General features: G+C 61.8%; 20 protein-coding genes and 1 pseudogene. 13 read left to right on the forward strand and 8 right to left on the reverse strand.

All coding sequences use genetic code 11. The features are described 5' to 3' along the window. Positions 1 to 66: 66 nt before the first annotated feature. Positions 67 to 873: an SDR family NAD(P)-dependent oxidoreductase gene (locus P6U24_RS28090; RefSeq protein WP_407155691.1), complete on the reverse strand. Its 807-nt coding sequence runs from the start codon at positions 871 to 873 to the stop codon at positions 67 to 69. Positions 874 to 1,065: 192 nt separating this feature from the next. On the opposite strand from P6U24_RS28090, the gene P6U24_RS28095 reads away from it, so the two are divergent. The 12 genes from P6U24_RS28095 (at position 1,066) to P6U24_RS28150 (ending at position 13,356) form a co-directional block, all read left to right on the forward strand. Further along, positions 1,066 to 1,749 carry a GntR family transcriptional regulator gene (locus P6U24_RS28095; protein WP_407160615.1) on the forward strand — a complete coding sequence of 228 codons (684 nt, stop codon included), beginning with the start codon at positions 1,066 to 1,068 and terminating at the stop codon, positions 1,747 to 1,749. A gap of 74 nt (positions 1,750 to 1,823) precedes the next feature. Beyond that, positions 1,824 to 2,819, forward strand: coding sequence for a TRAP transporter substrate-binding protein DctP (gene dctP, locus P6U24_RS28100; RefSeq protein ID WP_407155692.1), 996 nt, complete (start codon positions 1,824 to 1,826; stop codon positions 2,817 to 2,819). A gap of 34 nt (positions 2,820 to 2,853) precedes the next feature. Then, positions 2,854 to 3,366, forward strand: a complete 513-nt coding sequence (locus tag P6U24_RS28105; RefSeq protein WP_407155693.1) for a TRAP transporter small permease — start codon at positions 2,854 to 2,856, stop codon at positions 3,364 to 3,366. A 19-nt stretch (positions 3,367 to 3,385) separates the two neighbouring features. Beyond that, positions 3,386 to 4,675 (forward strand): TRAP transporter large permease, encoded by a 1,290-nt coding sequence (locus P6U24_RS28110; RefSeq protein ID WP_407155694.1) that lies wholly within the window; start codon positions 3,386 to 3,388, stop codon positions 4,673 to 4,675. A 106-nt stretch (positions 4,676 to 4,781) separates the two neighbouring features. Further along, a complete protein-coding gene (locus P6U24_RS28115) occupies positions 4,782 to 5,468 on the forward strand; it encodes a cyclase family protein (RefSeq protein ID WP_407155695.1) in 687 nt (228 codons plus the stop codon). A 20-nt stretch (positions 5,469 to 5,488) separates the two neighbouring features. Further along, complete coding sequence (locus P6U24_RS28120; RefSeq protein WP_407155696.1) at positions 5,489 to 6,496, forward strand: Bug family tripartite tricarboxylate transporter substrate binding protein; 1,008 nt, start codon at positions 5,489 to 5,491, stop codon at positions 6,494 to 6,496. A gap of 190 nt (positions 6,497 to 6,686) precedes the next feature. Further along, positions 6,687 to 7,775: an amidohydrolase family protein gene (locus P6U24_RS28125; RefSeq protein WP_407155697.1), complete on the forward strand. Its 1,089-nt coding sequence runs from the start codon at positions 6,687 to 6,689 to the stop codon at positions 7,773 to 7,775. A 32-nt stretch (positions 7,776 to 7,807) separates the two neighbouring features. Continuing rightward, positions 7,808 to 8,584, forward strand: a complete 777-nt coding sequence (locus tag P6U24_RS28130) for a cyclase family protein (RefSeq protein WP_407155698.1) — start codon at positions 7,808 to 7,810, stop codon at positions 8,582 to 8,584. Positions 8,585 to 8,715: 131 nt separating this feature from the next. Further along, on the forward strand, positions 8,716 to 9,975 hold the full coding sequence (locus P6U24_RS28135; RefSeq protein ID WP_407155699.1) for an ABC transporter substrate-binding protein: 1,260 nt from the start codon (positions 8,716 to 8,718) through the stop codon (positions 9,973 to 9,975). A 99-nt stretch (positions 9,976 to 10,074) separates the two neighbouring features. Then, positions 10,075 to 10,950, forward strand: a complete 876-nt coding sequence (locus tag P6U24_RS28140) for a branched-chain amino acid ABC transporter permease (protein WP_407155700.1) — start codon at positions 10,075 to 10,077, stop codon at positions 10,948 to 10,950. Between the two features lies 1 nt (position 10,951). Then, a complete protein-coding gene (locus P6U24_RS28145) occupies positions 10,952 to 11,878 on the forward strand; it encodes a branched-chain amino acid ABC transporter permease (RefSeq protein WP_407155701.1) in 927 nt (308 codons plus the stop codon). Continuing rightward, positions 11,878 to 13,356 carry an ATP-binding cassette domain-containing protein gene (locus tag P6U24_RS28150; protein WP_407160616.1) on the forward strand — a complete coding sequence of 493 codons (1,479 nt, stop codon included), beginning with the start codon at positions 11,878 to 11,880 and terminating at the stop codon, positions 13,354 to 13,356. The genes P6U24_RS28145 and P6U24_RS28150 overlap by 1 nt, the downstream gene beginning before the upstream one ends. Positions 13,357 to 13,731: 375 nt before the next feature. Here the strand turns inward: P6U24_RS28150 and P6U24_RS28155 are convergent, their stop codons facing one another. The 3 genes and pseudogenes from P6U24_RS28155 to P6U24_RS28165 form a co-directional block, all read right to left on the reverse strand. Further along, positions 13,732 to 14,463, reverse strand: a complete 732-nt coding sequence (locus P6U24_RS28155; RefSeq protein WP_407155702.1) for a Crp/Fnr family transcriptional regulator — start codon at positions 14,461 to 14,463, stop codon at positions 13,732 to 13,734. Positions 14,464 to 14,751: 288 nt separating this feature from the next. Continuing rightward, a pseudogene (locus tag P6U24_RS28160) lies at positions 14,752 to 15,464 on the reverse strand (helix-turn-helix domain-containing protein). Positions 15,465 to 15,621: 157 nt separating this feature from the next. After that, positions 15,622 to 18,315: a GNAT family N-acetyltransferase gene (locus P6U24_RS28165; protein ID WP_407155703.1), complete on the reverse strand. Its 2,694-nt coding sequence runs from the start codon at positions 18,313 to 18,315 to the stop codon at positions 15,622 to 15,624. A gap of 316 nt (positions 18,316 to 18,631) precedes the next feature. Here P6U24_RS28165 and P6U24_RS28170 point away from each other — a divergent pair, with 316 nt between their 5' ends. Next, complete coding sequence (locus tag P6U24_RS28170) at positions 18,632 to 19,360, forward strand: CBS domain-containing protein (protein ID WP_407160617.1); 729 nt, start codon at positions 18,632 to 18,634, stop codon at positions 19,358 to 19,360. Here P6U24_RS28170 and P6U24_RS28175 read toward each other — a convergent pair. The 4 genes from P6U24_RS28175 to P6U24_RS28190 are packed head-to-tail and all read right to left on the reverse strand — an operon-like array spanning position 19,357 to position 22,871. Further along, positions 19,357 to 20,199, reverse strand: coding sequence for a phosphodiesterase (locus P6U24_RS28175; protein ID WP_407160618.1), 843 nt, complete (start codon positions 20,197 to 20,199; stop codon positions 19,357 to 19,359). The genes P6U24_RS28170 and P6U24_RS28175 overlap by 4 nt on opposite strands. A gap of 5 nt (positions 20,200 to 20,204) precedes the next feature. Further along, positions 20,205 to 21,269: an ABC transporter ATP-binding protein gene (locus P6U24_RS28180; protein ID WP_407155704.1), complete on the reverse strand. Its 1,065-nt coding sequence runs from the start codon at positions 21,267 to 21,269 to the stop codon at positions 20,205 to 20,207. Continuing rightward, positions 21,266 to 22,051, reverse strand: a complete 786-nt coding sequence (locus P6U24_RS28185) for an ABC transporter permease (protein ID WP_407160619.1) — start codon at positions 22,049 to 22,051, stop codon at positions 21,266 to 21,268. The genes P6U24_RS28180 and P6U24_RS28185 overlap by 4 nt, the downstream gene beginning before the upstream one ends. 4 nt (positions 22,052 to 22,055) lie before the next feature. After that, positions 22,056 to 22,871, reverse strand: a complete 816-nt coding sequence (locus P6U24_RS28190) for an ABC transporter permease (RefSeq protein ID WP_407155705.1) — start codon at positions 22,869 to 22,871, stop codon at positions 22,056 to 22,058. Between the last annotated feature and the right edge of the window lie 14 nt (positions 22,872 to 22,885).

Raw genomic sequence — 22,885 nt, forward strand, 5'->3', positions numbered from 1 at the left:
GAGTGCATTCAACAGGCATTGCACGGGCAAATCTGGGGCGCGAGATCTCCTGATTGGAACCGCGGTTCAGCGGCCGAGCTTGGTCAGACCGGTCGGCGGACGATCGACCGCAGTCCAGCCGCCATCGACGAACAAGGTGCTGCCGCTGACATAGCTTGCGGCGTCTGAGGCGAGATAGCAGACCGCGGTCGCGACCTCGTCGGCGCTGCTCCAGCGGTTGAACACGGTATGTGCGGCGTAGAGATTGTAGATCTCGGGCCGCTGCTTGAATGGCGCAGTCAGCGCGGTTTCGACGATGCTGGGTGCGATTGCGTTCACCCGCACGCCGAACGGTCCGACCTCCGAGGCAAAGCCCTTCACCAACAGGCCAATCGCCGCCTTGGTCGCACCGTACACCGCAAGTCCGGGCTCGATCGTCACGGCGCGCATCGAGGAGCACGCGATCAAGCTGCCGCCACGCTGCTCGGTCATGATGCGGCCGAACGCCTGGAAGAACCACACCGTGCCCTTGACGTTCAGATCGAGCACGCGGTCGAGATCCTCTTCGGTGTAATCGAGCACGGTCTTGCGGATGTTGAGCCCTGGCGTGGTCACCGCAATGTCGAGCCGCGGAAACAGTTTTGTAGCCTGCTCCGCAAGTGCCGCGACGTCATCTCTGCTTGCCGCGTCGCACGCTGCCACTTCCGCAACTCCCCCGTCACCGCGAATGGCGACTGCGGTGGCCTCCGCGCCTCCGATCTCGCGGTCGGCGCAGAGGACGCGCGCGCCTAGCGCGGCCAGCGCCTGCGCCGACGACCTGCCAATGCCCGAAGCAGCGCCGAGCACCAATGCGGTTTTCCCCGTGAGATCGAAAAGCTTGCGATAGTCCGTCACGACGTGAACCTCCCCAGCGCTGCTACAGATGTTCTGGCAGCCACGGAACGACCGCAAATTATGGCGGCGCACTCAGCGGTAATTCTCGTTGCCAAACCCAGTTCATATACTAATATATCAATTGAGGAAACGTAGATGACCGCCCGCGCTCCAAGGAAACTGGACCCGACGCCAGCACCGGCAGTCGCCCGCATGCGCCGCAGCGGCCGACCGCGCGGCGCGACCGCTTCCTCACGCATCTATGCCGAGCTCAGGGCCGAGCTGGTTTCACTCGCCCGGCGACCGGGCGAGACGATCTCGGAAAACCAGATCGCGCTGGACTACGGTGTCAGCCGGACGCCAGTGCGCGAGGCTATCCTGAAGCTAGCCGACGAAGGCCTGGTCGAGATCTTTCCGCAGTCCGGCATCTTCGTCTCGCGCATTCCGATGGCCGCCCTGCCCGAGGCCATCATCATCCGCAAGGCGCTCGAAGAGACGACGACGCGCATGGCGGCGGAGCGCGCGACCGCGAGCCAGCTGCTCGCGTTGCATGCCATCTTGGAGCGACAGCGCGAAGCCGCGGATGCCAGGGATCGCGAGGCGTTTCATCAAGCCGACGAGGCATTTCATGCTGGGATCGCCGATGTCGCCGGCTATCCCGGAATCTGGACACTGATCCTGCAGGTGAAGGTCCATGTCGACCGCTATCGACGGCTGACGCTGCCGCAGGTCGGTCGCATGACCGAAGTGATCGCAGAGCATGAACCGATCCTGGCCGCCATCGAGGCGCACGATCCGGATCGCGCGCGGCTTGCGATGGCGAGCCATCTCGAACGGCTGCTCGACGATATCTCGGCCATCCAGACCATCAACCCCGAATTCTTTCGACCAAGCTGACGAACCTTCACCGCAAACAGATCGCGATCACCGCCGATCGCGACACAACACCAAGTCAGTCCCGGGAGGACGCCATGAAACGACGCGACTTCATCAAGCTGAGCGTTGGATTAGCTTCTGCCACGACCCTGCCCTTTGCGCCCGCATCGGCGCAATCAAAGGCCGTGTTCAAGGCCTCCGACGTGCAGCCGGCCGGCTATCCGACCGTGGCCGCCACCGAGAACCTTGGCAAGAAGCTCGCTGCCGCCACCAACGGCCGGCTCTCGATCCAGATGTATCCCTCCGCTCAGCTCGGCGGCGAGAAGGAGACCATCGAACAGACCCAGATCGGCGCCATCCAGATGCTACGCGTCAGCGCCGGCGCACTCGGCCCCATTGTCGACGAGGTCAATGTCGTCAACATGCCGTTCCTGTTCAAAAGCATCGCGCATTCCGAGAAAATGATGGACGGCGCGGTTGGACAGGATCTGCTCGACCGCATCAACGCCAACCCGAATGCCGGGCTGGTTGCGCTGTGCTGGATGAATTCCGGCGCCCGCAGCATCTACAACACCAAGCATCCGATCAAGACGATTGACGACATCAAGGGATTGAAGATCCGCGTCATCGGCAATCCGATCTTCATCGACATGATGAACGCGCTCGGCGGCAACGGCGTCGCCATGGGCTATGATCAGGTATTCAGCGCACTGCAGACCGGTGTGATCGACGGCGCCGAGAACAACCCGCCGAGCTATGTGTTCAGCAATCATTACACGGCGGCGAAATACTACTCGCTGACCGAGCATCTCGTCATCCCCGAGGTGCTGGCCTTCTCGAAGCGGGCCTGGTCGACGCTTTCGCCTGACGACCAGACCCTGATCAAGAAGTTCGCCCGCGAGGCGCAGATGGAGGAGCGCGAGCTCTGGAAGGCCTATGAGCGCGAGGCCATGGAGAAGGCCAAGGCCGCTGGTTGCGAGATCATCGAGATCGCGGACAAGGCACCGTTCCAGGCCGCGGTGAAGCCGGTCTGGGACAAATACGGCCCGAAATATCAGGAGATGATCAAGCGCATCCAGGAGATCGCGTGAGCGCGTGAGCGATCACGTAACGGGAGGTTCGACCATGGCTGCGTTGTTCCGCCGCGCAATGGATGCGCTCTATCTCGCCTGCGTGCTGGTCGGCTGCACGGCGCTGGTGGCGATCTCGGCGGTGATACCCTATGCGGTGTTCACCCGTTACGTGCTGAACAGCGCCGCATCCTGGCCCGAGCCGCTCGCAGTGCTGCTCACCATCCTGCTCACCTTCATCGGTGCTGCGGCCGGCTATCGCCTCAACCTGCACATGAACCTGTCCTACTTCGCCAACCAGCTGCCCGAGCGCTGGCGCAGGGTATTGGACGTTCTCGTTCAGCTCCTGATGGCGCTGATCGCGATCTTCATGGTGGTGTGGGGCGAGCGGCTGGTCTCGGTGACCTGGACCAACACGATCGCGGACTTTCCCTTCCTGTCGGTCGGCGTGACCTACCTACCGATTCCGATCGGCGGGCTCTGCCTGCTTCTTTTCATCATTGAGCGGCTCGTCCTTGGCGTACCGCAAGATCCCATTTCCCACAGCGACGCCGCCTCAATCGATTAAAGCCGGCAGGGACAGATCCATGGATATTTTCATCCTGCTTGCGACGATGCTGGTGTGCTTCCTGATCGGCATGCCCATCGCCTATTCGCTGGCGATGGCCGCGATCGTCGGCGCTTTCTGGATCGGAATCCCGCTGGAAGCGGTGATGCTGAAGATCTCGGACGGCGTCAGCAAGGTCGCGATGCTGACCATTCCGTTCTTCGTGCTGGCCGGCGCCATCATGGCCGAAGGCGGCATGGCGCGGCGGCTGGTGGCCTTTGCCGACGTGCTGGTCGGACTGACGCGGCTGCGCGGCGGCCTCTCGATCGTCAACGTGCTGGCGACGACCTTCCTGAGCGGCATTTCCGGATCGGCTGTCGCCGACACCTCGGCGATCGGCTCAGTGATGATTCCGCAGATGGAGCGCTCCGGCTATCCGCGCGTGTTCGCGACCAATCTGACCATCAGTTCGTCGGTGCAGGCGCTCTTGGTGCCGCCAAGCCACAACGCGGTGCTGTACTCCCTGGCAACCGGCGGCACCATCTCGATCAGCGCGCTGTTCATGGCCGGCGTGTTTCCGGGCCTTTTGCTCGGCTTCTCGCTGATCCTGCTCTGCGTCGTCATCGCTTATCGCGAGCGCCATCCGCAGGGCAAGACCGTTCCGGCGAAGGATGCGATCAGGATCACGATCGATGCCGCATGGGGCCTGATCACGCTGGTCATCATTCTCGGCGGCATTCTGGGCGGCGTCTTCACTGCGATCGAGGCAGGCGCGGTGGCGTGCCTGTGGGCCTTCTTCGTCACCATGTTCATCTACCGGGACTATCGCTGGCGCGACCTGCCTGTGCTGCTGCACCGGACCCTGCGCACCGTCGCGATGGTGATGACACTGATCGCCTGCGCGTCCGCAGTCGGCTACATCATGGCACTGACTCAGATGCCGACCAAGATGACGCAGTTCTTCCTGTCGATCTCGAGCAATAAATACGTCATCCTGCTCCTGATCAATGTGCTGCTGCTCTTGCTCGGCACGCTCGTCGACATGGCGCCGTCGATCCTGATCGCAACGCCGATCCTCTTGCCGGTGATGCAGAATTTCGGCGTCAATCCTGTGCATTTCGGCATGATCATGCTGCTCAATCTCGGCATCGGCCTGTGCCATCCGCCTGTTGGCGCGATACTGTTCGTCGGCTGCGCGGTCGGCAAGGTGACGATCGAGCAGGTGATGCGACGGATCTGGCCGTTCTATGCGGTGATGTTCGCTGTGCTGATGGCCGTCACTTACATTCCGGAGATCTCGCTCTGGCTGCCGCGGCAGGTACTGCGCTAGCGAACGAGAGACTCATCGCGCTCGCGTCTTCCGAATCCGGAGTATTCATTTCTCCGGATGGTGCGTTATGCTGGCCTGAAGGGCCCCATTCGAGAAGGCGCGCACCATGAAAATCATCGACCTCAGCCGTGAGCTCTATCATCGTACGCCGAGCTACCCCGGCCATCCGCCGATCATCCACGGTATATGGAAGAGCCACGAGGAGGCGCTGGCCGAGTCCGGCAACGTGTGGGGGCTGGCATCGATGTTCATCTCGATGGCCGATCATGGCGGCACGCATATCGACGCGCCGCGGCATTTCGGCCCGCGCGGCATCTCGATCGACCAATATCCGCTGGAAAAATGCATCGTGCCGGGGATCTGCCTCGACCTGCAGCACATCGCGCCGCGCGCCGAGATCACGCCCGCCGATCTGGAAGACGCAGTCGAGAAGGCCGGGGTCGGCGTGCCCAGGGGCGGCACGGTCTTGCTCTGCACGGGGCATCACGCGCGCACCTTTCCGCGCAAGGCCTATGCGACGGACAATTGCGGCGTGAACGTCGCGGCCACCGAATGGCTCGCCAAACAGGGCGTCGTGCATTTCGGCATCGATTCGATGCGGCCCGGTCCTGATAGCGACGTGAATCTCCTGGTCCACAAAGCCTGCCTCGACCTGGACATCACCCATATCGAGAGCCTGTGCAATCTGGAGGCGTTGCTGGGCCAAGGTCAGTTCACGTTCATTGGCCTGCCGCTGAAATGGCGGGACGGCACGGCCTCGCCGATCCGTGCGGTTGCGGTATTCGACATGTAGCTACAGCGCGGACGAAGAACATGCCGGAAAGGAAAACCCGATACCCGCGCCGCGACATTATCCGCACCGGCGGCCGCTTCATCGCTGCAGCCGCGGCGACGGCGCTTGGCCCACGCTTCGCCAAAGCGGCTAATTATCCCGAGCGCCCGATCAGGATCATCGTGCCCTTCGCGCCCGCGGGGCCGACCGATATCATGGCGCGGATTCTCGCGCGCCATCTCGGCGAGACGCTTGGCGGCACGGTCGTGGTCGAGAATCGTCCCGGCGCGGGCGGCAATATCGGCATCGGGATCGCCGCGCATGCGGAAGCCGACGGCTATACGCTCCTGGTCACGTCGAGCGCTTATGTCGTCAATCCCTCGCTGTATGCGAAGATCCCCTACGATCCCTCTAAGGATTTCGCCGCCATAGCGGAGCTTGGCACGTCACCCAATGTGATCCTGGTCGATCCCAAGCTCGGCGTGAACTCGGTGGCCGACTTGATCGCCCGGGCGAAGGCCAATCCGAACGAGCTGAACTATGCGAGCCCGGGCATCGGCACCACGCCCCACCTATCCGGCGAGCTCTTCAAGATCCGCTGCGGGATCAACATCACCCATGTACCCTTCTCCGGTGCGGGTCCTGCGATCCAGGCGATCCTCACCGGGACCACGCAGATCGCTTTCGCGGCGCTTCCGCCGGCGCATCCGCAGATCGAGTCCGGCGCGCTGAAGGCGCTCGCGGTGACCGGCGAACACCGCTGGTTCGACCTGCCCGATGTGCCGACCATGGTGGAGCTCGGCTACAAGGACTTCGTCTCCGATACGTTCCAGGGATTCCTAGCACCAGCAAATACGCCGGCGCCGGTGATCGACCTGCTCGCGACCAAATCGATCGACATCCTGAAGAGGGCCGACGTCGCCGACCAGTTGCGCAATGACGGCTTCGAGGTGATCGCCAACGGTCCCGACGGCATGAGGAAGCGCATCGCGGATGAAGTGCCGAAATGGCGCGACATCATCACGAAGGCCGGCATCAAGCCGGTCTGAACGCCGCTCCTCCGGTGAGCGCGATCTAAATCGCCGGACGTGTAGCGCCGCGTGACGCGATCATGACGGGTATCAAGAGACGTTGATCAGGGTTTCTTTGTGCGCCGCGCTCCGTGCACATCGCCTTGCGACGTGCCATCAGCCTGGCATACGCTACCGCCATAAAAACAACTTCTGGGAGGAATGGGTCATGACAACGCGTCGTGATTTTCTGCGCGGCGGCGCCGCTGCCGGTCTCGTCTTTTGCGGGTGCGGCATGCTGCAGGGCGTGCGCGGGCAATCGGCACGCCAGACGCTTCCCGTGGCGGTGAACGGCAAGCGCGTCAAGACCATCGACGTCCACTGCCATTGCCACATTCCGGAAGCCGGCGCCCTGCTCGGCGATGAAGGGACCAAGCTGCAGCTTGTGCCGGTCAATGGTGGCGACGAGGTCTATATCGACGTCAACAAGCGCCTGGCGGCCATGGACGCTCAGGCGATCGACCTCGAAGTGCTGTCGATCAATCCGTTCTGGTATGACCGCGATCGCGACCTCGCCGCCCAGATCGTCAAGATCCAGAACGAGAAGCTTGCCGAGTTGTGCGCGTCGAAGCCGGACCGGTTCGCGGCTTTTGCATCACTGACGTTGCAGGCGCCCGATCTTGCGGTGCAGGAGCTAGAGACTGCGGTCAAAAAGCAGGGATTGAAGGGCGCAGCAATCGGTGACGTCGTGAACGGCGCCGAATTCTCCGATGCCAGATTCCACCCGGTCTGGGCCAAGGCGGAAGAGCTCGGCGTGCCGCTGTTCATTCACCCCCAGGGCGTTCCTGAGTTGAGCAAGCGACTGGCCGGCAATGGCTGGCTCGCCAACACCATCGCCAATCCGCTCGGCACAACGATCGCGCTGTCGCATCTCATCTTCGAAGGCACGTTCGATCGCTTCCCGGGATTGAAGATCATTGCAGCCCACGGGGGAGGCTATCTGCCCTCCTACGCCGATCGCTCCGACTATGCCTGCCTCGTCGGACCGAAAGGCTGCAAGGCGGAGATTGCGTTGAAGAAGAAGCCGACCGAATATCTCAAGCAGATCTATTTCGACTCGCTGATCTTCTCGCCCGAGGCGATCCGCCATCTGGTTGCGCAGGTCGGCGCCAGCCAGATCGTGCTCGGCAGCGACTATCCCTATCCGTGGCAGCTGCATCCGGTCGATCACATCTTCGCGTCAACTGTTCTCAGCGACCACGAGAAGCTTGACGTCCTCGGACGCACTGCAGCAAGGCTCTTGAACGTGCAGGCTTGAGATCCTGCCGCCCAACGACGGAGAATTGCATCATGGCGCGCAGGCTGATCGATATTTCAGTGCCGCTGCAGAACGACGTGCCGGCCGACCCGCCCGGCAACCATCCAAAGATCCAATATATCGATCATCAGCAGGGTCTCGCGCCCATGCTGCACTTCTTCGCGGGGCTGAAGGCCGAAGATCTCCCTGACGGGCAAGGCTGGGCTGTGGAGCAGGTGCAGCTCTCGACCCACAATGGCACTCATCTCGATGCGCCCTGGCACTTCCATCCGACCATGAATCGCGGCGAACGATCATGGACGATCGACGAGGTGCCGCTGGAGTGGTGCCTGCAGCCCGGCGTGAAGCTCGACTTCCGCCATCTGCCGGATGGTTACGTGGTAACCGCCGGGGATGTCGAGCAGGAGCTGAAGCGGATCGGACACACGCTCTCGCCGCTGGAGATCGTCGTGGTCAACACATCCGCCGGCGCCAAATACGGCCGTCCCGATTATGTCAGCTCGGGCTGCGGCATGGGCTATGAGGCCACGATGTATCTACTTGAGCGCGGCGTGCGGCTGACCGGCACCGACGGCTGGAGCTGGGACGCGCCGTTCGTGCACACAGCCAGGAAATATGCCGAGACCAAGGATGCAAGCCTGATCTGGGAAGGACACAAGGCCGGCCGCCACATCGGCTACTGCCACCTGGAGAAGCTGCACAATCTGGAGCTTCTGCCATCGACCGGTTTCATGGTGTCCTGCTTTCCGGTCAAGATCGAGCGGGCCTCCGCCGGCTGGACCCGCGCAGTTGCGATTCTCGACAGCTAACATCTTAAGGATGCATATAAATTAGTCGTAGTTCAGCGTCGCAGCGAGCGGGTTCCGCTTGCTGCGCGCACGGGCGCCGCTACAATGCGCTCAACGCAGAACGATAAAAATGATCAGCGGAGAGAAACGTTATGAAAAAAAGCCTGTATTCATCCCATTCATTACCGCCGCGCGCAATTCTCGCAGTCGCAGCATTCGGGCTTTTGGCAAGCGTCTCAAGCCAGGCGCTCGCGGCCGACCCGATCAAAATCGGCGTCATCGCGGAAGCCCAGGCGATCGCCGGCGCCTCGATTCCGCAGGCCGCGCAGATGGCCGCCGACGAGATCAACTCCAAGGGCGGCGTCGACGGCCGCAAGATCGAGATCGTCACCTACGACAACCACTCTTCCTCAGCCGATTCGGTTCGCGCGTTCCAGCGCGCCGTCAACGAGGACAAGGTCAACGTCGTCATTGCAAGCTATATCAGCGAGGTCGTGCTGGCGCTCGAGCCCTGGGCCTCGCGCCTGAAGACGCCCTTCATCACGCCGGGTGCTGCCTCCAACGAGATCAGCAAGAGCGTGCATGCCGACTACGAGAAGAACAAATACACCTTCCATGGCTATCTGACCTCGGCCGCGCTGGCATTGTCGGTCTGTGATGCCGCGAAGGAGCTGCTGGTCGAGCAGAAGCACATGACGACTGCGGTCATCATGAGCGAAGATGCCGCCTGGACCAAGCCGCTCGACATCGGCTACGAGGAATGCCTGCCCAAGATCGGGCTTAAGGTGCTGGATCATATCCGCTTCTCGCCCGACACCACCGACTTCACGCCGATCTTCAACAAGATCGAGGGAGCGAAGCCGGACGTGATCATCACCGGCATTTCTCATGTCGGCGTGCAGCCAACCGTGCAGTGGAAGAACCAGCAGGTGCCGATCCCGATGCTCGGCATCAGTTCGCAGGCGACCAACTCGACGTTCGGCAAGGACACCAATGATGCCGCCAACGGCGTGCTCTATCAGGGCGTGTCCGGCCCGGGCGTCGCCGTGACTCCGAAGTCCGTGCCGTTTGCAGACGGCTTCAAGGCCAAGTTCGGCAACTTCCCGTCCTACGCCGGCTACACGGCCTATGACGAGGTCTATTACATCGCCGATGCCGTGAAGCGCGCGGGCTCGACCGACGCCGACAAGCTGGTCGATGCGCTGGAGAAGACCGATTGGGAAGGCACGATCGGCCGCATCCAGTTCTACGGCAAGGATGATCCGTTCACCCACTCGCTCAAATACGGCAAGGGTCTGATCACGGGACTGATGCTGCAGTGGCAGGACGGCCAACAGATCGCGGTTTGGCCGAAGGAAGTCGCCAAGGCCCAGATCAAGTTCCCAAGCTTCATCAAGGTCACATCGAACTGACATGGGACACACCCTGCCCCCGGCTGGTTTCGGGGGCAGATCCTTTAGGACCTCATCTCAGCCAAGGCAGCGGCACCGCTGCTGCTGCAGCGGACATTCATGCGTGCATTCCAGATCCTGATCGACGGCTTTGCCGTCAGCGCTCTCTATGCGCTCGGCGCGACTGGCTTCACCCTGATTTTCGGGGTCTCCGGCGTGCTCAACCTGTCCCATGGCGCCATCATGGTGCTCGCGGCGGTCGCGGCCTGGGCCGCGGCGAGCATCCTTCACACCAACACTTATGTCGGGGCTCTGATCGGAGTCGCGGTCGCGCTCGTCGCCTCGTTCGCGACCTATTTCGCGGTCGTGCAACCGATCCAGCGATCGCAACGCATCGCCAATGAAGAGAAAGAGATCTTCGTCCTCACGGGCACGCTGCTCTGGGGCATCATGATCCAGGAGTTGATCGCCTATTTCTTCACCAACAACGCCAAGACGGTGCTGCCGATCGTCGAAGGGGTGATCGACATCCTGGGCGTGCGGACCCCGCGTAACGAGGTGTTCACGGCCGTGGTCTGCTGCTTCGTGATCGCGTTGCTCTGGGCGCTGGTGAACCGCACCCGCACCGGCAAAGCGGTGCTGGCGGCCTCGATGAATCCGCGCGGCGTCACGCTGCTGGGACTCGAGCTCAACAACATCTACATCGTGGTCTGGACCATCTACGGCGTGCTGGCGGGTATCGCCGGCGTGCTGCTCGGCATGTTCTTAGGCGTCAGCTCCTATAGCGTCGGTCCCCTGACCGCGAGCGCCTTCTCCATCGTCGTGCTCGGCGGGCTTGGCAGCGTCTCAGGCTCGCTGATTGCGGCCTTCGTGGTCGGCTATCTGGAAACGCTGACGGCCTATTTGATCTCGCCGGCCTATCGGACCATTCCCGCGCTGCTGCTTCTGGTGTTCGTCATGTATATTCGGCCGCAGGGCCTGCTCGGGAGGCGCTGAGATGGCCGGCTTCTTCAGATCGCGCCTGTTCCTGATTTCGCTTCTCGCGGTCGTGGTCGCGGCAACCCTGCCGCTCTACGTCTCCGGCTATGTGCTGGGCCTCTTGACCGTCGCCTATTATTTCGGCGTGTTCGCGATGGCCTGGGATCTCCTGTTCGGCTTCGCAGGCGAGGTGAATTTTGGCCCGACCTTCCTGATCGGAGTCGGCGCCTACACCGCCGGCATTCTGAACAATCAATATGGCTGGTCGGTCTATCTGTGCATCGTGCTCGGCGCGCTGGCGGCAGTGATTGCCGGCTTCGTGCTGGCGCTGCCAGCCTTGCGGGTCCGGGGGCCCTATTTCGGTCTGACCACCCTGGTCGCGGTGCTCATGCTGCAGAATTTCGTTGTCGTCTTTGCCGATCTCACCGGCGGCGAGATCGGTCTCACCATTCCCGACGTCATCACCATCAGCGCCAACGCCAATTACTGGATCGCGCTCGGCTTCATGGCGGTGAGCGCAGCAATCCTTTACGGCTTGTCGCAATCGCCGCTCGGCCTGGTGCTGCAGGCGAGCGGTCAGGATCCGGTGCAGGCCGGCGCGCTCGGCTTCAACATCGTCAAGCACAAGCTGTTCGCGTTCATCGTCAGCGCCTTCTTCTCCGGCCTGTCGGGCGCGCTCCTCGTGTTCTATTTCGGCACGGCGTCGGTCGGAACCGTGATCGACGTCGCCGTCGGCGTCAACGTGATCGTCGCCGCCGTGCTTGGCGGCCGACGCACCGTGCTGGGTGCGGCGCTGGGTGCGATCTTCCTGATCGTTGCCGGCGAATTCCTGCGGCCGACCGGTGAGCTCGCGACCTTCATCGTCTCGTTCGTCGCGCTGCTCGTTGTTCTGTTCTTCCCTGGCGGCTTCCTGGGAGCGGCCCTGTCGCGTGAGGCACGCTCGTGATCGACGCAAGCTCCTCCACTCCGACCCTGCAGGTCCGCGGCCTGGTCAAGCGCTACGGCGGACTGACGGCAGTGAAGAACATCAGCCTCGACCTGCATAGCGGCGAGATCTTCGGCCTGATCGGGCCGAACGGCTCCGGCAAGTCGACCGCCATGAAATCGATCATGGGGATCGAGCGGCCGACCGGCGGCGAGGTCATTTTCGAGGGAGAGAACATCGCCGGCCTGCCTGCGCACAAGATCGCGCGCAAGGGCTTCGGCATGGTTTTCCAGCATTCGCGGCCGCTCAACCGCCAGACGGTGCTGGAAAACATCATGGTGGCGCTGCTGCCGGACAGCCTGCTGATGCTGTTTCCGGACAAGGCGCTGACCGAGCGGGCCAAGTGGATTGCCGAGCGCGTCGGGCTCGGCGCGGTGATGAACCGGCGCCCGCCGACCCTGCCGTTTGCCGATCTGCGCAGGCTCGAACTCGCCAAAGCAATCGCGCGTGATCCGAAGGTCGTGCTGGTGGACGAGCCGTTCGCCGGTCTGACGCTTGCCGAAGTCGGAATGTTCTCGGAGCTGATCCGCAGCTTCCGCGACGAAGGTCGCGCCGTGCTGCTGGTCGACCACAACGTCAAAAGCGTAGCGGCGCTCGTCGACCGCGTGCTGGCGATGTATCTGGGGGAAGAGATCGTGACCGGGCGCGCCGACGAGGTGATGCGCAACGAGACGGTCAGGCGGGTCTATCTGGGAGGGGCGATCGAGACCTCGGCGCGTCCGGAGACGAGCTTCAAGGACAAGGTGCCGGCGCTGGAGGTGAAGAACCTCAGCGTCTTCTACGGCAAGGCACAGGCGCTTCAGGATGTCTCGATCCACATCCACCACGGCGAGTTTGTCTCGGTGGTCGGCCTCAATGGTGCCGGCAAGACCACGCTGTTCAACGCGATCTCGGGCTTTCTGCCCTACAGCGGGGACATCGTCCGCGACGGCGCGCCGCTCCGCGGCACCAGCCCTGCCCGGATCGCACGCGAGGGCATCGTGCAATGCCCGGAATCACGCGAGTTGTTCGGCGAGATGACCGTGCGCGAAAATCTCGACCTTGGCGGGCAGCATCTCTCCGACGACGCCCGCGACAAACAACTCACTTGGCTGTTCGAGCTATTCCCGATCCTTAAGGAGCGGCAGGATCAGCTCGCCCAGACGCTGTCCGGCGGTGAGCAGCAGATGCTGGCAATCGGACGTGCGCTCATGATGCAGCCAAAGATCCTGATCCTCGACGAGCCCACGCTGGGGCTCGCGCCGGTCATTCTCGAACAGCTCTCCAAAGCATTGGAGAAGTTACGGCAGACCACGTCGATCACGGTGCTGCTCGGCGAGCAGAATGTCACTTTCGCCCTGCCTCACGCCGACCGCGTCTATGTCCTGGAACACGCCCGCATCGTCTGGGAAGGCGACCCGGGCCGCTTCGCCGCGGAAGCTGGCGAAGGCTACTTGTAGACGCGCTCGACAATTTGCATGCGCCTCGGGGCGGCGGGCTCCGCAACCTGTACCCTTGACGCGATGGCCGGGGGAACCGCTGCTGCGAGCTCCGCCTCAGCCCCCTCCGATATCCAAACCGGGATTTTCGGGTTGACGAGAGCGAGCCAGACCAGGGCAAGCAAGGCCAGACCATGTGCGGAGAGAAGGCCGACGGTCCATGGCCAGTCGACAAGGGGTTTGGGCGGGCGCGGATTGTAAAGCCGGAGCATTGCGCCTCCTGTGCAGATCGCGGGACCGCCCTAGCGCATCTGCGCACCGAAGCATGCGAACGAGATCACATTCGCCTGAGATTGTCGGCAAAGCACACGCATCACGTGTTGATTTGATTCTCTGTTACTCGGAATTGTCGGCACCGGCTTCCGCGAGCGCACGGAGCGGATCCGGATTGAGCAGGACGATGGCGCCATGTTCGAGGCGGACCCAGTTGCGCGCAGCCCAGGCGCGCAACTGCTTGTTGATACTCTCGCGGGTCATGCCGACCATCTCGCTGATCTCTTGCTGGGTGATCGCGATGGTCCGGCTGGTGGGTTCGAGCTTCCGCTTCTCGGTAAGGCCGAGTAGCGCGCTGGCGAGCCGGCGCGGCAGATCCTGCAGAATGACCTGCTCGACCTGATCGCTGGTCCAGCGCAGCCGATCGCATAGAAGCTCGATGAACTTCATGGCCAATATCGGCTGGCTCCTGACAAAGGGCAGGAAATCGCGGCGGTCGATAACGAAAATCTCACAATTGGTATTGGCCGTGGCGTCGGCCGTCCGCTCCCGGCCGTCCAGCAGCGCGACCTCTCCGAAAATCTCGCCGGCGCTGATCAGGTTCAGGATCGCGTTGCGTCCATCCGGCGACGAAACGCTGATTTTAACGGTGCCGCTGATAATGGCGTAGAGACTGTTGCCCGGATCGCCCTTGGAAAAGATGGTGGCCCCACGCTTCAGCGAGGTCGGCTTGGCATAGCGACAGAGCTGATCGAGGGCGTCCGAATCGAGGTCATGAAAGATCGGATGCTGACGAAGCACCGACAATTTGCCGCCTGCCAACGAACGGGAACTCGCCTTTTTATCCTCAATCACGCCGGTCCTCCAGATATCGGCCTCTGCCGACCGGAAGATATTACCGAAAATTAGGTGGATGTGTCGTCCCAGAGACGCAAAACAGAATAATAGTCGAATTAGCAGCCGTCGGACAGGACGGACAAGACCCTACACCGAAGACTGAAGTCGGAAGCAACATATTGGACCTCCGTAGAATGGCGCCAAGCGGCGGCTGAGGCGCCCCCGGTCACGATCCGCACTAGCGAGCATTGGACGCCGGGCGAGCGGGCCGCCTTCACGAGACATCGGCTGCCAGCTGACAAGAGGTCAAGCTGCAGCCAACGCCTCGACCCGCGCGGGATTACGGAGACAGACCCCGCCGGGAATGATCTCGATAACGCCGTCGCGCTCGAGCTTGGTGAAGGTTCGACTCACGGTCTCGATCGTCAGGCGAGATAATCGGCAATATCCTGCCGGCTCATCGGCAGGGGGACGACATCTGTGGTCTCCCGCAATTCGGCCAGACGATCCCGCCAATCGACCAGAAAGATTGCGACCTTCTCCTCCGCTGATCGCCGCCCAAGCAGGACCATATGATCCCGAGCCCGATTGAGCTCCCGAATGACTAACTCGTTGATCCGGCGCAACAGGTTGGCGTTATCCGCAGAAAAGCGTGCAAAGGGCGCCCGGGCAATGCGACAGACGGTGACGGGGCCGATTGCGTCGGCCGAGACACCATGGCGATCCGCCGTCGTCATGCCCAGAAGATCGCCGGGCAGCGCAAAGCCGACGATCTGCCTGCGGCCGTCCGGCAGCAGCTTGTAGAGCCGGATCACCCCATCGACGAGGCTGAACAACGGCAAGGACATGTCCTCCTGGGCGAACACTGTCTCGCAGGCCGAAAAATGAACTCGCCGGCTGAGTTGCTCGAAATCGTGCATCTCGACCTCATCCAGCGATGAACAGACGCTGAACTCGCGGACGGCACAATCAGCACAGCTCTGTCCATTGGAACCAACCGCAAACAGTGACGTCTTCATGCAAAGCTCCGAAGCCTCGCGCGCATCTTAGCGGATCGGTGAAACGGCATTTGATCCAAATCAAATGGAGCGTTGGCAGTCGTATCGACCGCTCTTCGATTCCAAAGTCCGCCAACAAGGATGCCGCAACTACGATACGAACTTCAGAATCGGCGCGCTAGAGCCGCAGTTTGACGTTACAGAGATCGAGCTCGGCGGGATCCGTTTTGACCTCGAAGCCAAGATTGCGGCACATGTCGAGCATGACTGTGTTTTCCTGCAGAACGTCGCCCGAGATAACCTTCAGTCCTTCGGAACGCGCATATTCGATCATGAGTTGCATCAGTACCCAGCCCAGTCCCTTCCCCTTCAGATCGGAACGAAGCAGTATCGCATACTCACCATTCTCGTAGACCGAATCGGAGTGAATCCGCACGACGCCCAGTAACTCGTTGGTTGCCTCATCAAACGCGACGAAGGCCATGGCGCGCGCATAATCGAGCTGCGTCAGGCGAGCGATAAAGTCATGGGTGAATTCCTTCATCGGCGCAAAGAACCGCAGGCGAAGATCCTCGCTTGTCACGTGACGCAGAAAGTCATGAATGAGCGGCTCGTCTTCTGGACGGATCGGCCGGGCAAAGATGTGCCAGCCGTCCTTGATTTCCAGGTGCCGCTCCCATTGCGTCGGATAGGCGCGCACGGCAAGGTTGGATGGACCAGACCCCTTGAACTTCGGCTCGGTCCGGCCAACCGCGACCCGGGCATCCACAGCCATGACGCCGCTCTCGTCGGCCAACAGCGGATTGATATCGAGCTCGCGAATCTCGGGGATGTCTGCCGCCATCTGCGCGAGCTTCACCAGGACCATTGCGACCGCGTCCGGCTTGACGGCTGGAACGTCGCGATAGGCGCGTAGCAGTCTCGACACCCGCGTTCGCTCAATCAGGTCCCGCGCGAGACGCAGATCAAGTGGCGGGAGCGCCAAGGCCTTGTCGTTGATGATCTCGACCGCAGTTCCGCCGCGACCGAATACCATGACGGTGCCGAATGTCGGGTCGTCGGCAATTCCCATGATAATCTCGCGCGCCTTGCTTCGAATGACCATAGGCTGCACGATCACGCCGGAAATGCGCGCCTCCGGCCGCAACGACGCAGTCCGAGCCATGATCTCGTTCGCGGCCGTTCGTACCGCGTCCGGCGAGGTCAGATTGAGCACCACGCCTCCGACATCGGACTTGTGCACGATATCAGGAGAGAGAATTTTCAGCACCACGGTCGCGCCCTGCGCGAACAGTTCAGAAGCGGAGCGGACAGCATCGTCAACGTTGGAGGCCGCGAAGGTCGGCACCATCTCGATCTCATAGGCTTCGAGCAACCGCTTGATCTCGACCGGATCGAGCCAACTTCGCCCTTCCGTCACTGCGCGCGCGACGATGCTGCGGGCAACCGCCACGTCGGGGGCAAACGAGCTTGGCATCGCAGGCGGCACGGCGGCGAGCGCCTCGACGACCTCACGGTGACGAACCAGATGCATGAAGCCGCGCACGGCGTCACCTTCGGTCGGATAGTTGGGAATTGCCGCGTTGCTGAGCGTGTCGAGCGTCGCCTGCTCCGCAGCGATCCAAGCAGCGAGAACCGGCTTGGCCCAACGGCGATGTTGCTCGCGATAGGTGCGCACCAATTTGGCGACGCTCGCCGCGATGTCGTCTGCCGCTGCGATCGCAGTCTGAACATTCAGGACCAGCACGGCATCATTGTCCTGGTCGGACAACAGAGCCTCGAGCGCGGCAGCATAGCGCTCAGCGTCAGCATCTCCGACGATGTCGACCGGATTCGATGCCGACCAGATCGACGGAAGAACGGCGTCGAGCTTCGCCTGCACGGTCGGCCCTACGGACGCCGGCACTCCGCCAAGTTCGAGAAGGCGGTCGATCGCGAGATTGCCGATTCCATGCCCATTCGTGAGAATGGCCAGCCGCTTACCAATCGGCGCCTCCAGGCGTCCTAGCGTCTCCGCACAATCGAACAGCTCACGAAGATCGGAGACACGCACGATACCCGCACGGCGAAATGCGGCATCATAGACCGCGTCCGCCCCAGCCAGCGCGCCGATATGCGTAGCCGGAGTCTTGGCTGCCTCCACCCCACCGCCGGATTTGACGACGACAACGGGCTTCACTCGCGCAGCCGCACGTGCGGCTGACATGAACTTACGGGCATCCTTGATTGCTTCAATGTAGAGCAAGATGGCGCGCGTTTTGGTATCTAGCGCAAAGTGGTCGAGGAGGTCTGCGATATCGACGTCGAGCTGATCCCCGATCGAGACGACGCCCGAAAAACCCACGCCGCGCTGGACGCTCCAATCGACCATCCCGGCCGCAATCGCGCCCGACTGCGAGATCAGCGCCAGATTGCCTGCGTGCGGCGTGTGGGCGGAAAAGCTGGCGTTGAGCCGGATTGCCGGCACGGTGATGCCAATAGAATTGGGGCCGACGAGCCGTATACCGTACGGCTTCGCGGCACGCTCCGTTTGCTCCAGCAACGACCCTGGTCCGTGCCCGAGGCCTGCCGTGATGATCAATGCACCGGCCGCGCCGACCCTTCCCGCCTGTTCAACCAAAACCGGCAGCGTCGCCGGCGGCGTCGTAATGATGACGAGTTCCGGAACGAAAGGGAGCCGGTCCAGGCTCGGCACGGTGGCGACACCATCCATCTCGGAATATCGGGAATTGACGATTCCAACATCGCCGGCAAATCCGCTCTGGACAAGATTCTGCAGGATTGCACGACCGACCGAGTTGCGGCGCGGGCTCGCACCAACCAACGCGACCGAACGTGGCGACAGCAGGTTGTTCAAGCGATAAGTCGACATCGACGTATTCCGCAGGGGTTCGACGTTGATGCACGAGGTGGATCAATATTCGTCCATCTGGACCGACATCATAGCCCAGCAAGGCGCGCAGTCCACGACGGTTCTCCAATCGAAAAACGTTGTTCGATCCAACATTGACCGATAAGGCGCGGGAGGACGCCTCTAGACTAACCTGCGAAACGGCGTCTGAGCGCGTCCTCAACCTGCGTGTTCCAGGGTGCTTCAATTCGGCTTCTATATCTCACTTGACCTGCATCAAATCTCCGCTCTGACTGGGCGCTACGGTCAACCGGTTCCCGGCCTCTTGGAGCTTGCAATGCGCGCTCATCAGATCATGACTCGCCCGGTCATCACGGTCACGCCCGATACGCCGATCATCGACGCCGCAAACCTCATGCTCCGGCGCCATGTCAGCGGCTTGCCGGTCGTCAACACCTCCGGCAAGCTCGTCGGCATCGTGTCCGAGGGCGACTTCATTCGCCGAGCCGAAATCGGCACTGGGCGTAAACGCGGTCGCTGGCTGCGTTTCATTCTCGGGCCAGGAAAGACCGCTTCCGACTTTGTCCAAGAGCACGGGCGCAAGATTTCAGACGTCATGACGACATCGCCGCTGACGATCGCGGAGGATACTGCGCTGGCCGAGATCGTCGCGCTGATGGAGAAGAATAATGTCAAACGGCTGCCGGTCATGCGCGGAGACCAGCTCGTCGGCATCGTCTCACGGGCAAATCTGCTGCAGGCTGTTGCTTCTCTCGCGCGCCAAGTTCCGGATCCAACGGCAGACGATGACCATATCCGCAACCGCGTGATTGACGCGCTGGAGAAGAACGACTGGTGTCCGTTCGGGCTCAGCGTCATCGTAAAAGATGGCATTGTTCATTTGAGCGGGGTGATTACCGACGAGCAATCGCGGCATGCGGCCATCGTCGCAGCCGAGAACATCCCAGGCGTCAGGGCGGTTCATGACCAACTCTGCTGGGTCGACACCGTGTCAGGCATGTATCTTGATCCGCCCGAAGCCGACGAGACCGCGAAGAAGCATTAGTCGATCAGATTGCCAGCAGCGTCGAAGAACGGATGCGGGCCATCGAATTGGCCAATCGGAACCTGGTGGCTCACGATCGTGCCGTATCCTTCCCCAGGGAAACAGACGTGAAGATGGAGTGCCGGCGGTTCGATCGCAAATGAAGGCGCCCAACGCTCCGCAAGATCGAGGGCGACGGCATGATTGGGCGCCGGGCAGATCGTGCAGATGACACCCGCAAACGCCGTCAAGACCGCCCTGTGGACGTGACCGCTCGCAATCAGTCTTACGCGGTCATGACGTCTTATGATTGACGCGAGATCGGCGGCATTGCGCAGGTTCTGCCGATCCATGTGACCGATGCCGGTGAAAAATGGCGGATGGTGCAGGAACAGCAGCGCGGGTCTATCCGCTGACATCGATAATCTACTGTCGAGCCATTCGAGCGTTGGCTCGTCGAGTTCGCCATGGGGCTTGCCTGGCACACTGGAATCCAGCAGCAACAAGTCGAGGGTGTGGAGCTCGATGCACTGATTGAGGGCTCCGGACGGAAATGCGTAAGCGCAGTCCGGGAAGGCGCTCCGCATCAGATCGCGCGAATCGTGATTGCCCGGAACAGCCGCAAATGGAAGTCTCAACTCGGCCAGCAGGGTTGTCAGGTGCTGATACTCGTGCTCGGTCGGCGTATCCACAAGATCGCCTGAGATCACCACGACATCAGGCGCGGGCGTAAGCCTGTTCAGCGTTGCAATACAACGTCTGAGTGCTTGCGCCGTATCCACGCGCCTATAGGCAAGCTTTCCCGGCGCCTTGATGTGAAGGTCGGAAATCTGCGCAATACGGGTCGGCTTGCTCGGCATGTCCTTCACTGGCTTTCCGCTGGTAATAGGCGAATGGCGTCAGGCGCGATCGAGAGCCCGACCCGATCGCCAGCCGCTACCGCAACCGCATTAGGCGCTTCGACCGCGAGCATATTGACCGCGGCATCTCGAACCGTGATCCGCAGTCGGTCGCCTGCGAAGCGAACGGTCTCGACCGTGCCGGCAAGCGACGCCGCATCGACATTGACAATACGGATCGTCTCAGGCCGGATCATCACCATAGCTCGCGCCTGATTGGCAGCCCCGTCGACAGGCAGCTTGCCTCCCGGCAGCATGAGTCGACAGCCCTCAATCGGGGCTTCGAGAATATTGGCGGCACCAATAAACTCGGCCACGAAGCGATTGGCCGGCTCGAAATAGACCTCCCGCGGCGAACCGACCTGAGCAACGCGCCCCTTGCTCATGACGACGATCCGATCGCCGAGTTCCATCGCTTCTGCCTGATCATGCGTCACGTAGATCGTGGTGATCCCGAGAGAGCGCAACAGCCGGTTCAGATCTCCGCGGAGCCGTTCGCGCAATGCGGCATCGAGCGCTGTAAGCGGCTCGTCAAGCAAGAGAACGCTGGGCCTGATCGCAACGGCGCGCGCCAGCGCGACGCGCTGTCTCTGTCCCCCCGAGAGTTGATCGACACGGCGATCCTCGAGCCCGTCGATACCGGTCAGTTCGACGAGTTCGGCTATCCGCTCGGCACGTTTCGCTTGCGGCACACCGCGGATTTTCAAGCCATAGCCGATATTGTCCGCGACGCTCATATTCGGGAACAGCGCATAGGATTGAAACACCATGCCGACGTTACGCCGCTCGATCGGCACCCGTGTCATGTCCTTGCCATCGAACATGACACGTCCACCTGCATCGGGCTGCTCGAGCCCCGCAATGATACGCAGCATAGTGGTCTTGCCGCAACCGGACGGCCCGAGCAGCACGAGCGTTTCGCCGCTTGCAATGTCAAGCGTCACAGGCGCAAGCACGCGTGCGCCACCCGCAAATGTCTTGGCGCACGCCTCGATGCGAACTGCAACGCCGTGTCCCGCCGACAGCTTCACCGCGCGCCTCCCCTTTCGGCGATCCACTGCATGGCGACCAGAAGCGGGATGATCATGATGAAGAATACCAGCGTATATGCCGAGGCGACCTCGAGCCGCATCGAGGCGTAACTGTCGGCAAGCCCGATCGGCAATGTCTTGGTCAGTGGCGTATGGAGCATCCAGGTCAGGTTGAATTCGCCGAGCGACAACGTGACGACCATCAAGCTACCGGCAAGAATTCCCGGAGTCCCGTTGGGAACGATGACGTCCCAGAACCTCCGCCATGCCGGTGCGCCGAGCGAGGCCGCTCCTTCGTCCAGGGTCTTGATTTCGACAGTTGCAAATACGGCCATCACGGAGCGCACCATGAAAGGCATGGTGAAGATGACATGGCCAACGACGATGAACAGCCAGGAACGACGGAAAGCACCGAAGCCACCATAAGTCAGCAGCAACGCCAACGCGATTGCAAGTCCCGGAATCGCCAGCGGCAGCGTGATGATCTCCTCGATCATACGGGCCAATCGCCCTCCTCGAACAAGGAGCGCGTAGGCCGCGGGAACGCCGGCCAGCAGCGTGATCGCCAGGGTGGCGAATGCGATGACGAAGGAGGATGCTATCGTAGCTGCATAGAGTTCCCAGACCTGGGCGATCCATTGCAGTGTCAGCCCCGATTGAATACCACGGAAATAGTTGACAGTCACACCTGCGGCGATGGAGAGACCGGCCGGCACAATGAGAAACGCCGCCACCAGAAACGTGAACAGCAATTGGCCGGTAAAGATGAGGCGATCGCGAATCATCTTAGCCAGCAGCCGCAACAGCACTGCCACTGAACGATCGAGCCAGCGCGAGAGCGAGCCAGGTAATGATGCCAAGCCCGACCGAGAGCGCTGCGGATGTTGCCAGATTCCCAGCCAGCGTGAACTCGGTGTAGATCAACATCGGGAGTACGTCGATGTTGGTGGCAAGGGTAAAAGCCGTGCCGAAAGCGCCCATCGCTGTGGCGAACGCAATCGCGCCTGACGCAACAAATGCTGGCGCAAGCGCCGGCAGCACGACGTCTCGCTGCACAGCCCAGGGACCCGCACCAAGCGATCTCGCGGCCTCTTCCAGACCCGGATCAAGCTTCTGCACCGCAGCCATGATCGTCAGGATCACGCGCGGAATGGAAAAATAGAGATAGCCAAAAAACAACCCGTAAATCGAATACGCGAAGACGACCTTGTTGCTGCCGAGGCGCGTCGACAACTCTCCAAGCAAGCCCTGCCGCCCGCCGAGAAGAATGATCATGAAGCCGACGACGACGCCGGGAAAGGCCAGAGGAAAGGTCAGCACGGCGATCAAGAGCGACCGTCCGGCAAAGCGGCGACGCTGCAGGAAAAGCCCCACGATCGTCGCCACGATCATCGTGGCGACGGTGGTCGCTGCCGCCAGCAACACCGTGTTCATCAGCGTTGCGCGATAGCGGGCCTCGGTAAGGATCGCAAAATACTCCGCAATTCCGCGCGGCCCGTCGGCGCCCGTGACCAGCAGCCTCGCCATCGGGATCAGGAAGAATGCGGCCGTGAGCACAATCAGCGGCAGCAAACACAGCGAAACAAAGCTTCGGTGTGACATGAAGGAAAATGCCC

Source organism: Bradyrhizobium sp. STM 3557 (assembly GCF_045571465.1).
In the GTDB taxonomy this organism is placed as follows: domain Bacteria; phylum Pseudomonadota; class Alphaproteobacteria; order Rhizobiales; family Xanthobacteraceae; genus Bradyrhizobium.

What these genes read in the sequence shown, in the direction of transcription:
- P6U24_RS28190 (WP_407155705.1), bottom strand. Translation starts at nt 22,871, where the DNA reads ATGTCACACCGAAGCTTTGTTTCGCTGTGTTTGCTGCCGCTGATTGTG.
- P6U24_RS28140 (WP_407155700.1), top strand. Translation starts at nt 10,075, where the DNA reads ATGCGTGCATTCCAGATCCTGATCGACGGCTTTGCCGTCAGCGCTCTC.
- P6U24_RS28130 (WP_407155698.1), top strand. Translation starts at nt 7,808, where the DNA reads ATGGCGCGCAGGCTGATCGATATTTCAGTGCCGCTGCAGAACGACGTG.
- P6U24_RS28105 (WP_407155693.1), top strand. Translation starts at nt 2,854, where the DNA reads ATGGCTGCGTTGTTCCGCCGCGCAATGGATGCGCTCTATCTCGCCTGC.
- P6U24_RS28095 (WP_407160615.1), top strand. Translation starts at nt 1,066, where the DNA reads ATGCGCCGCAGCGGCCGACCGCGCGGCGCGACCGCTTCCTCACGCATC.
- P6U24_RS28170 (WP_407160617.1), top strand. Translation starts at nt 18,632, where the DNA reads ATGCGCGCTCATCAGATCATGACTCGCCCGGTCATCACGGTCACGCCC.
- P6U24_RS28175 (WP_407160618.1), bottom strand. Translation starts at nt 20,199, where the DNA reads ATGCCGAGCAAGCCGACCCGTATTGCGCAGATTTCCGACCTTCACATC.
- P6U24_RS28125 (WP_407155697.1), top strand. Translation starts at nt 6,687, where the DNA reads ATGACAACGCGTCGTGATTTTCTGCGCGGCGGCGCCGCTGCCGGTCTC.
- P6U24_RS28120 (WP_407155696.1), top strand. Translation starts at nt 5,489, where the DNA reads ATGCCGGAAAGGAAAACCCGATACCCGCGCCGCGACATTATCCGCACC.
- P6U24_RS28115 (WP_407155695.1), top strand. Translation starts at nt 4,782, where the DNA reads ATGAAAATCATCGACCTCAGCCGTGAGCTCTATCATCGTACGCCGAGC.
- P6U24_RS28135 (WP_407155699.1), top strand. Translation starts at nt 8,716, where the DNA reads ATGAAAAAAAGCCTGTATTCATCCCATTCATTACCGCCGCGCGCAATT.
- P6U24_RS28165 (WP_407155703.1), bottom strand. Translation starts at nt 18,315, where the DNA reads ATGTCGACTTATCGCTTGAACAACCTGCTGTCGCCACGTTCGGTCGCG.
- dctP (WP_407155692.1), top strand. Translation starts at nt 1,824, where the DNA reads ATGAAACGACGCGACTTCATCAAGCTGAGCGTTGGATTAGCTTCTGCC.
- P6U24_RS28110 (WP_407155694.1), top strand. Translation starts at nt 3,386, where the DNA reads ATGGATATTTTCATCCTGCTTGCGACGATGCTGGTGTGCTTCCTGATC.
- P6U24_RS28145 (WP_407155701.1), top strand. Translation starts at nt 10,952, where the DNA reads ATGGCCGGCTTCTTCAGATCGCGCCTGTTCCTGATTTCGCTTCTCGCG.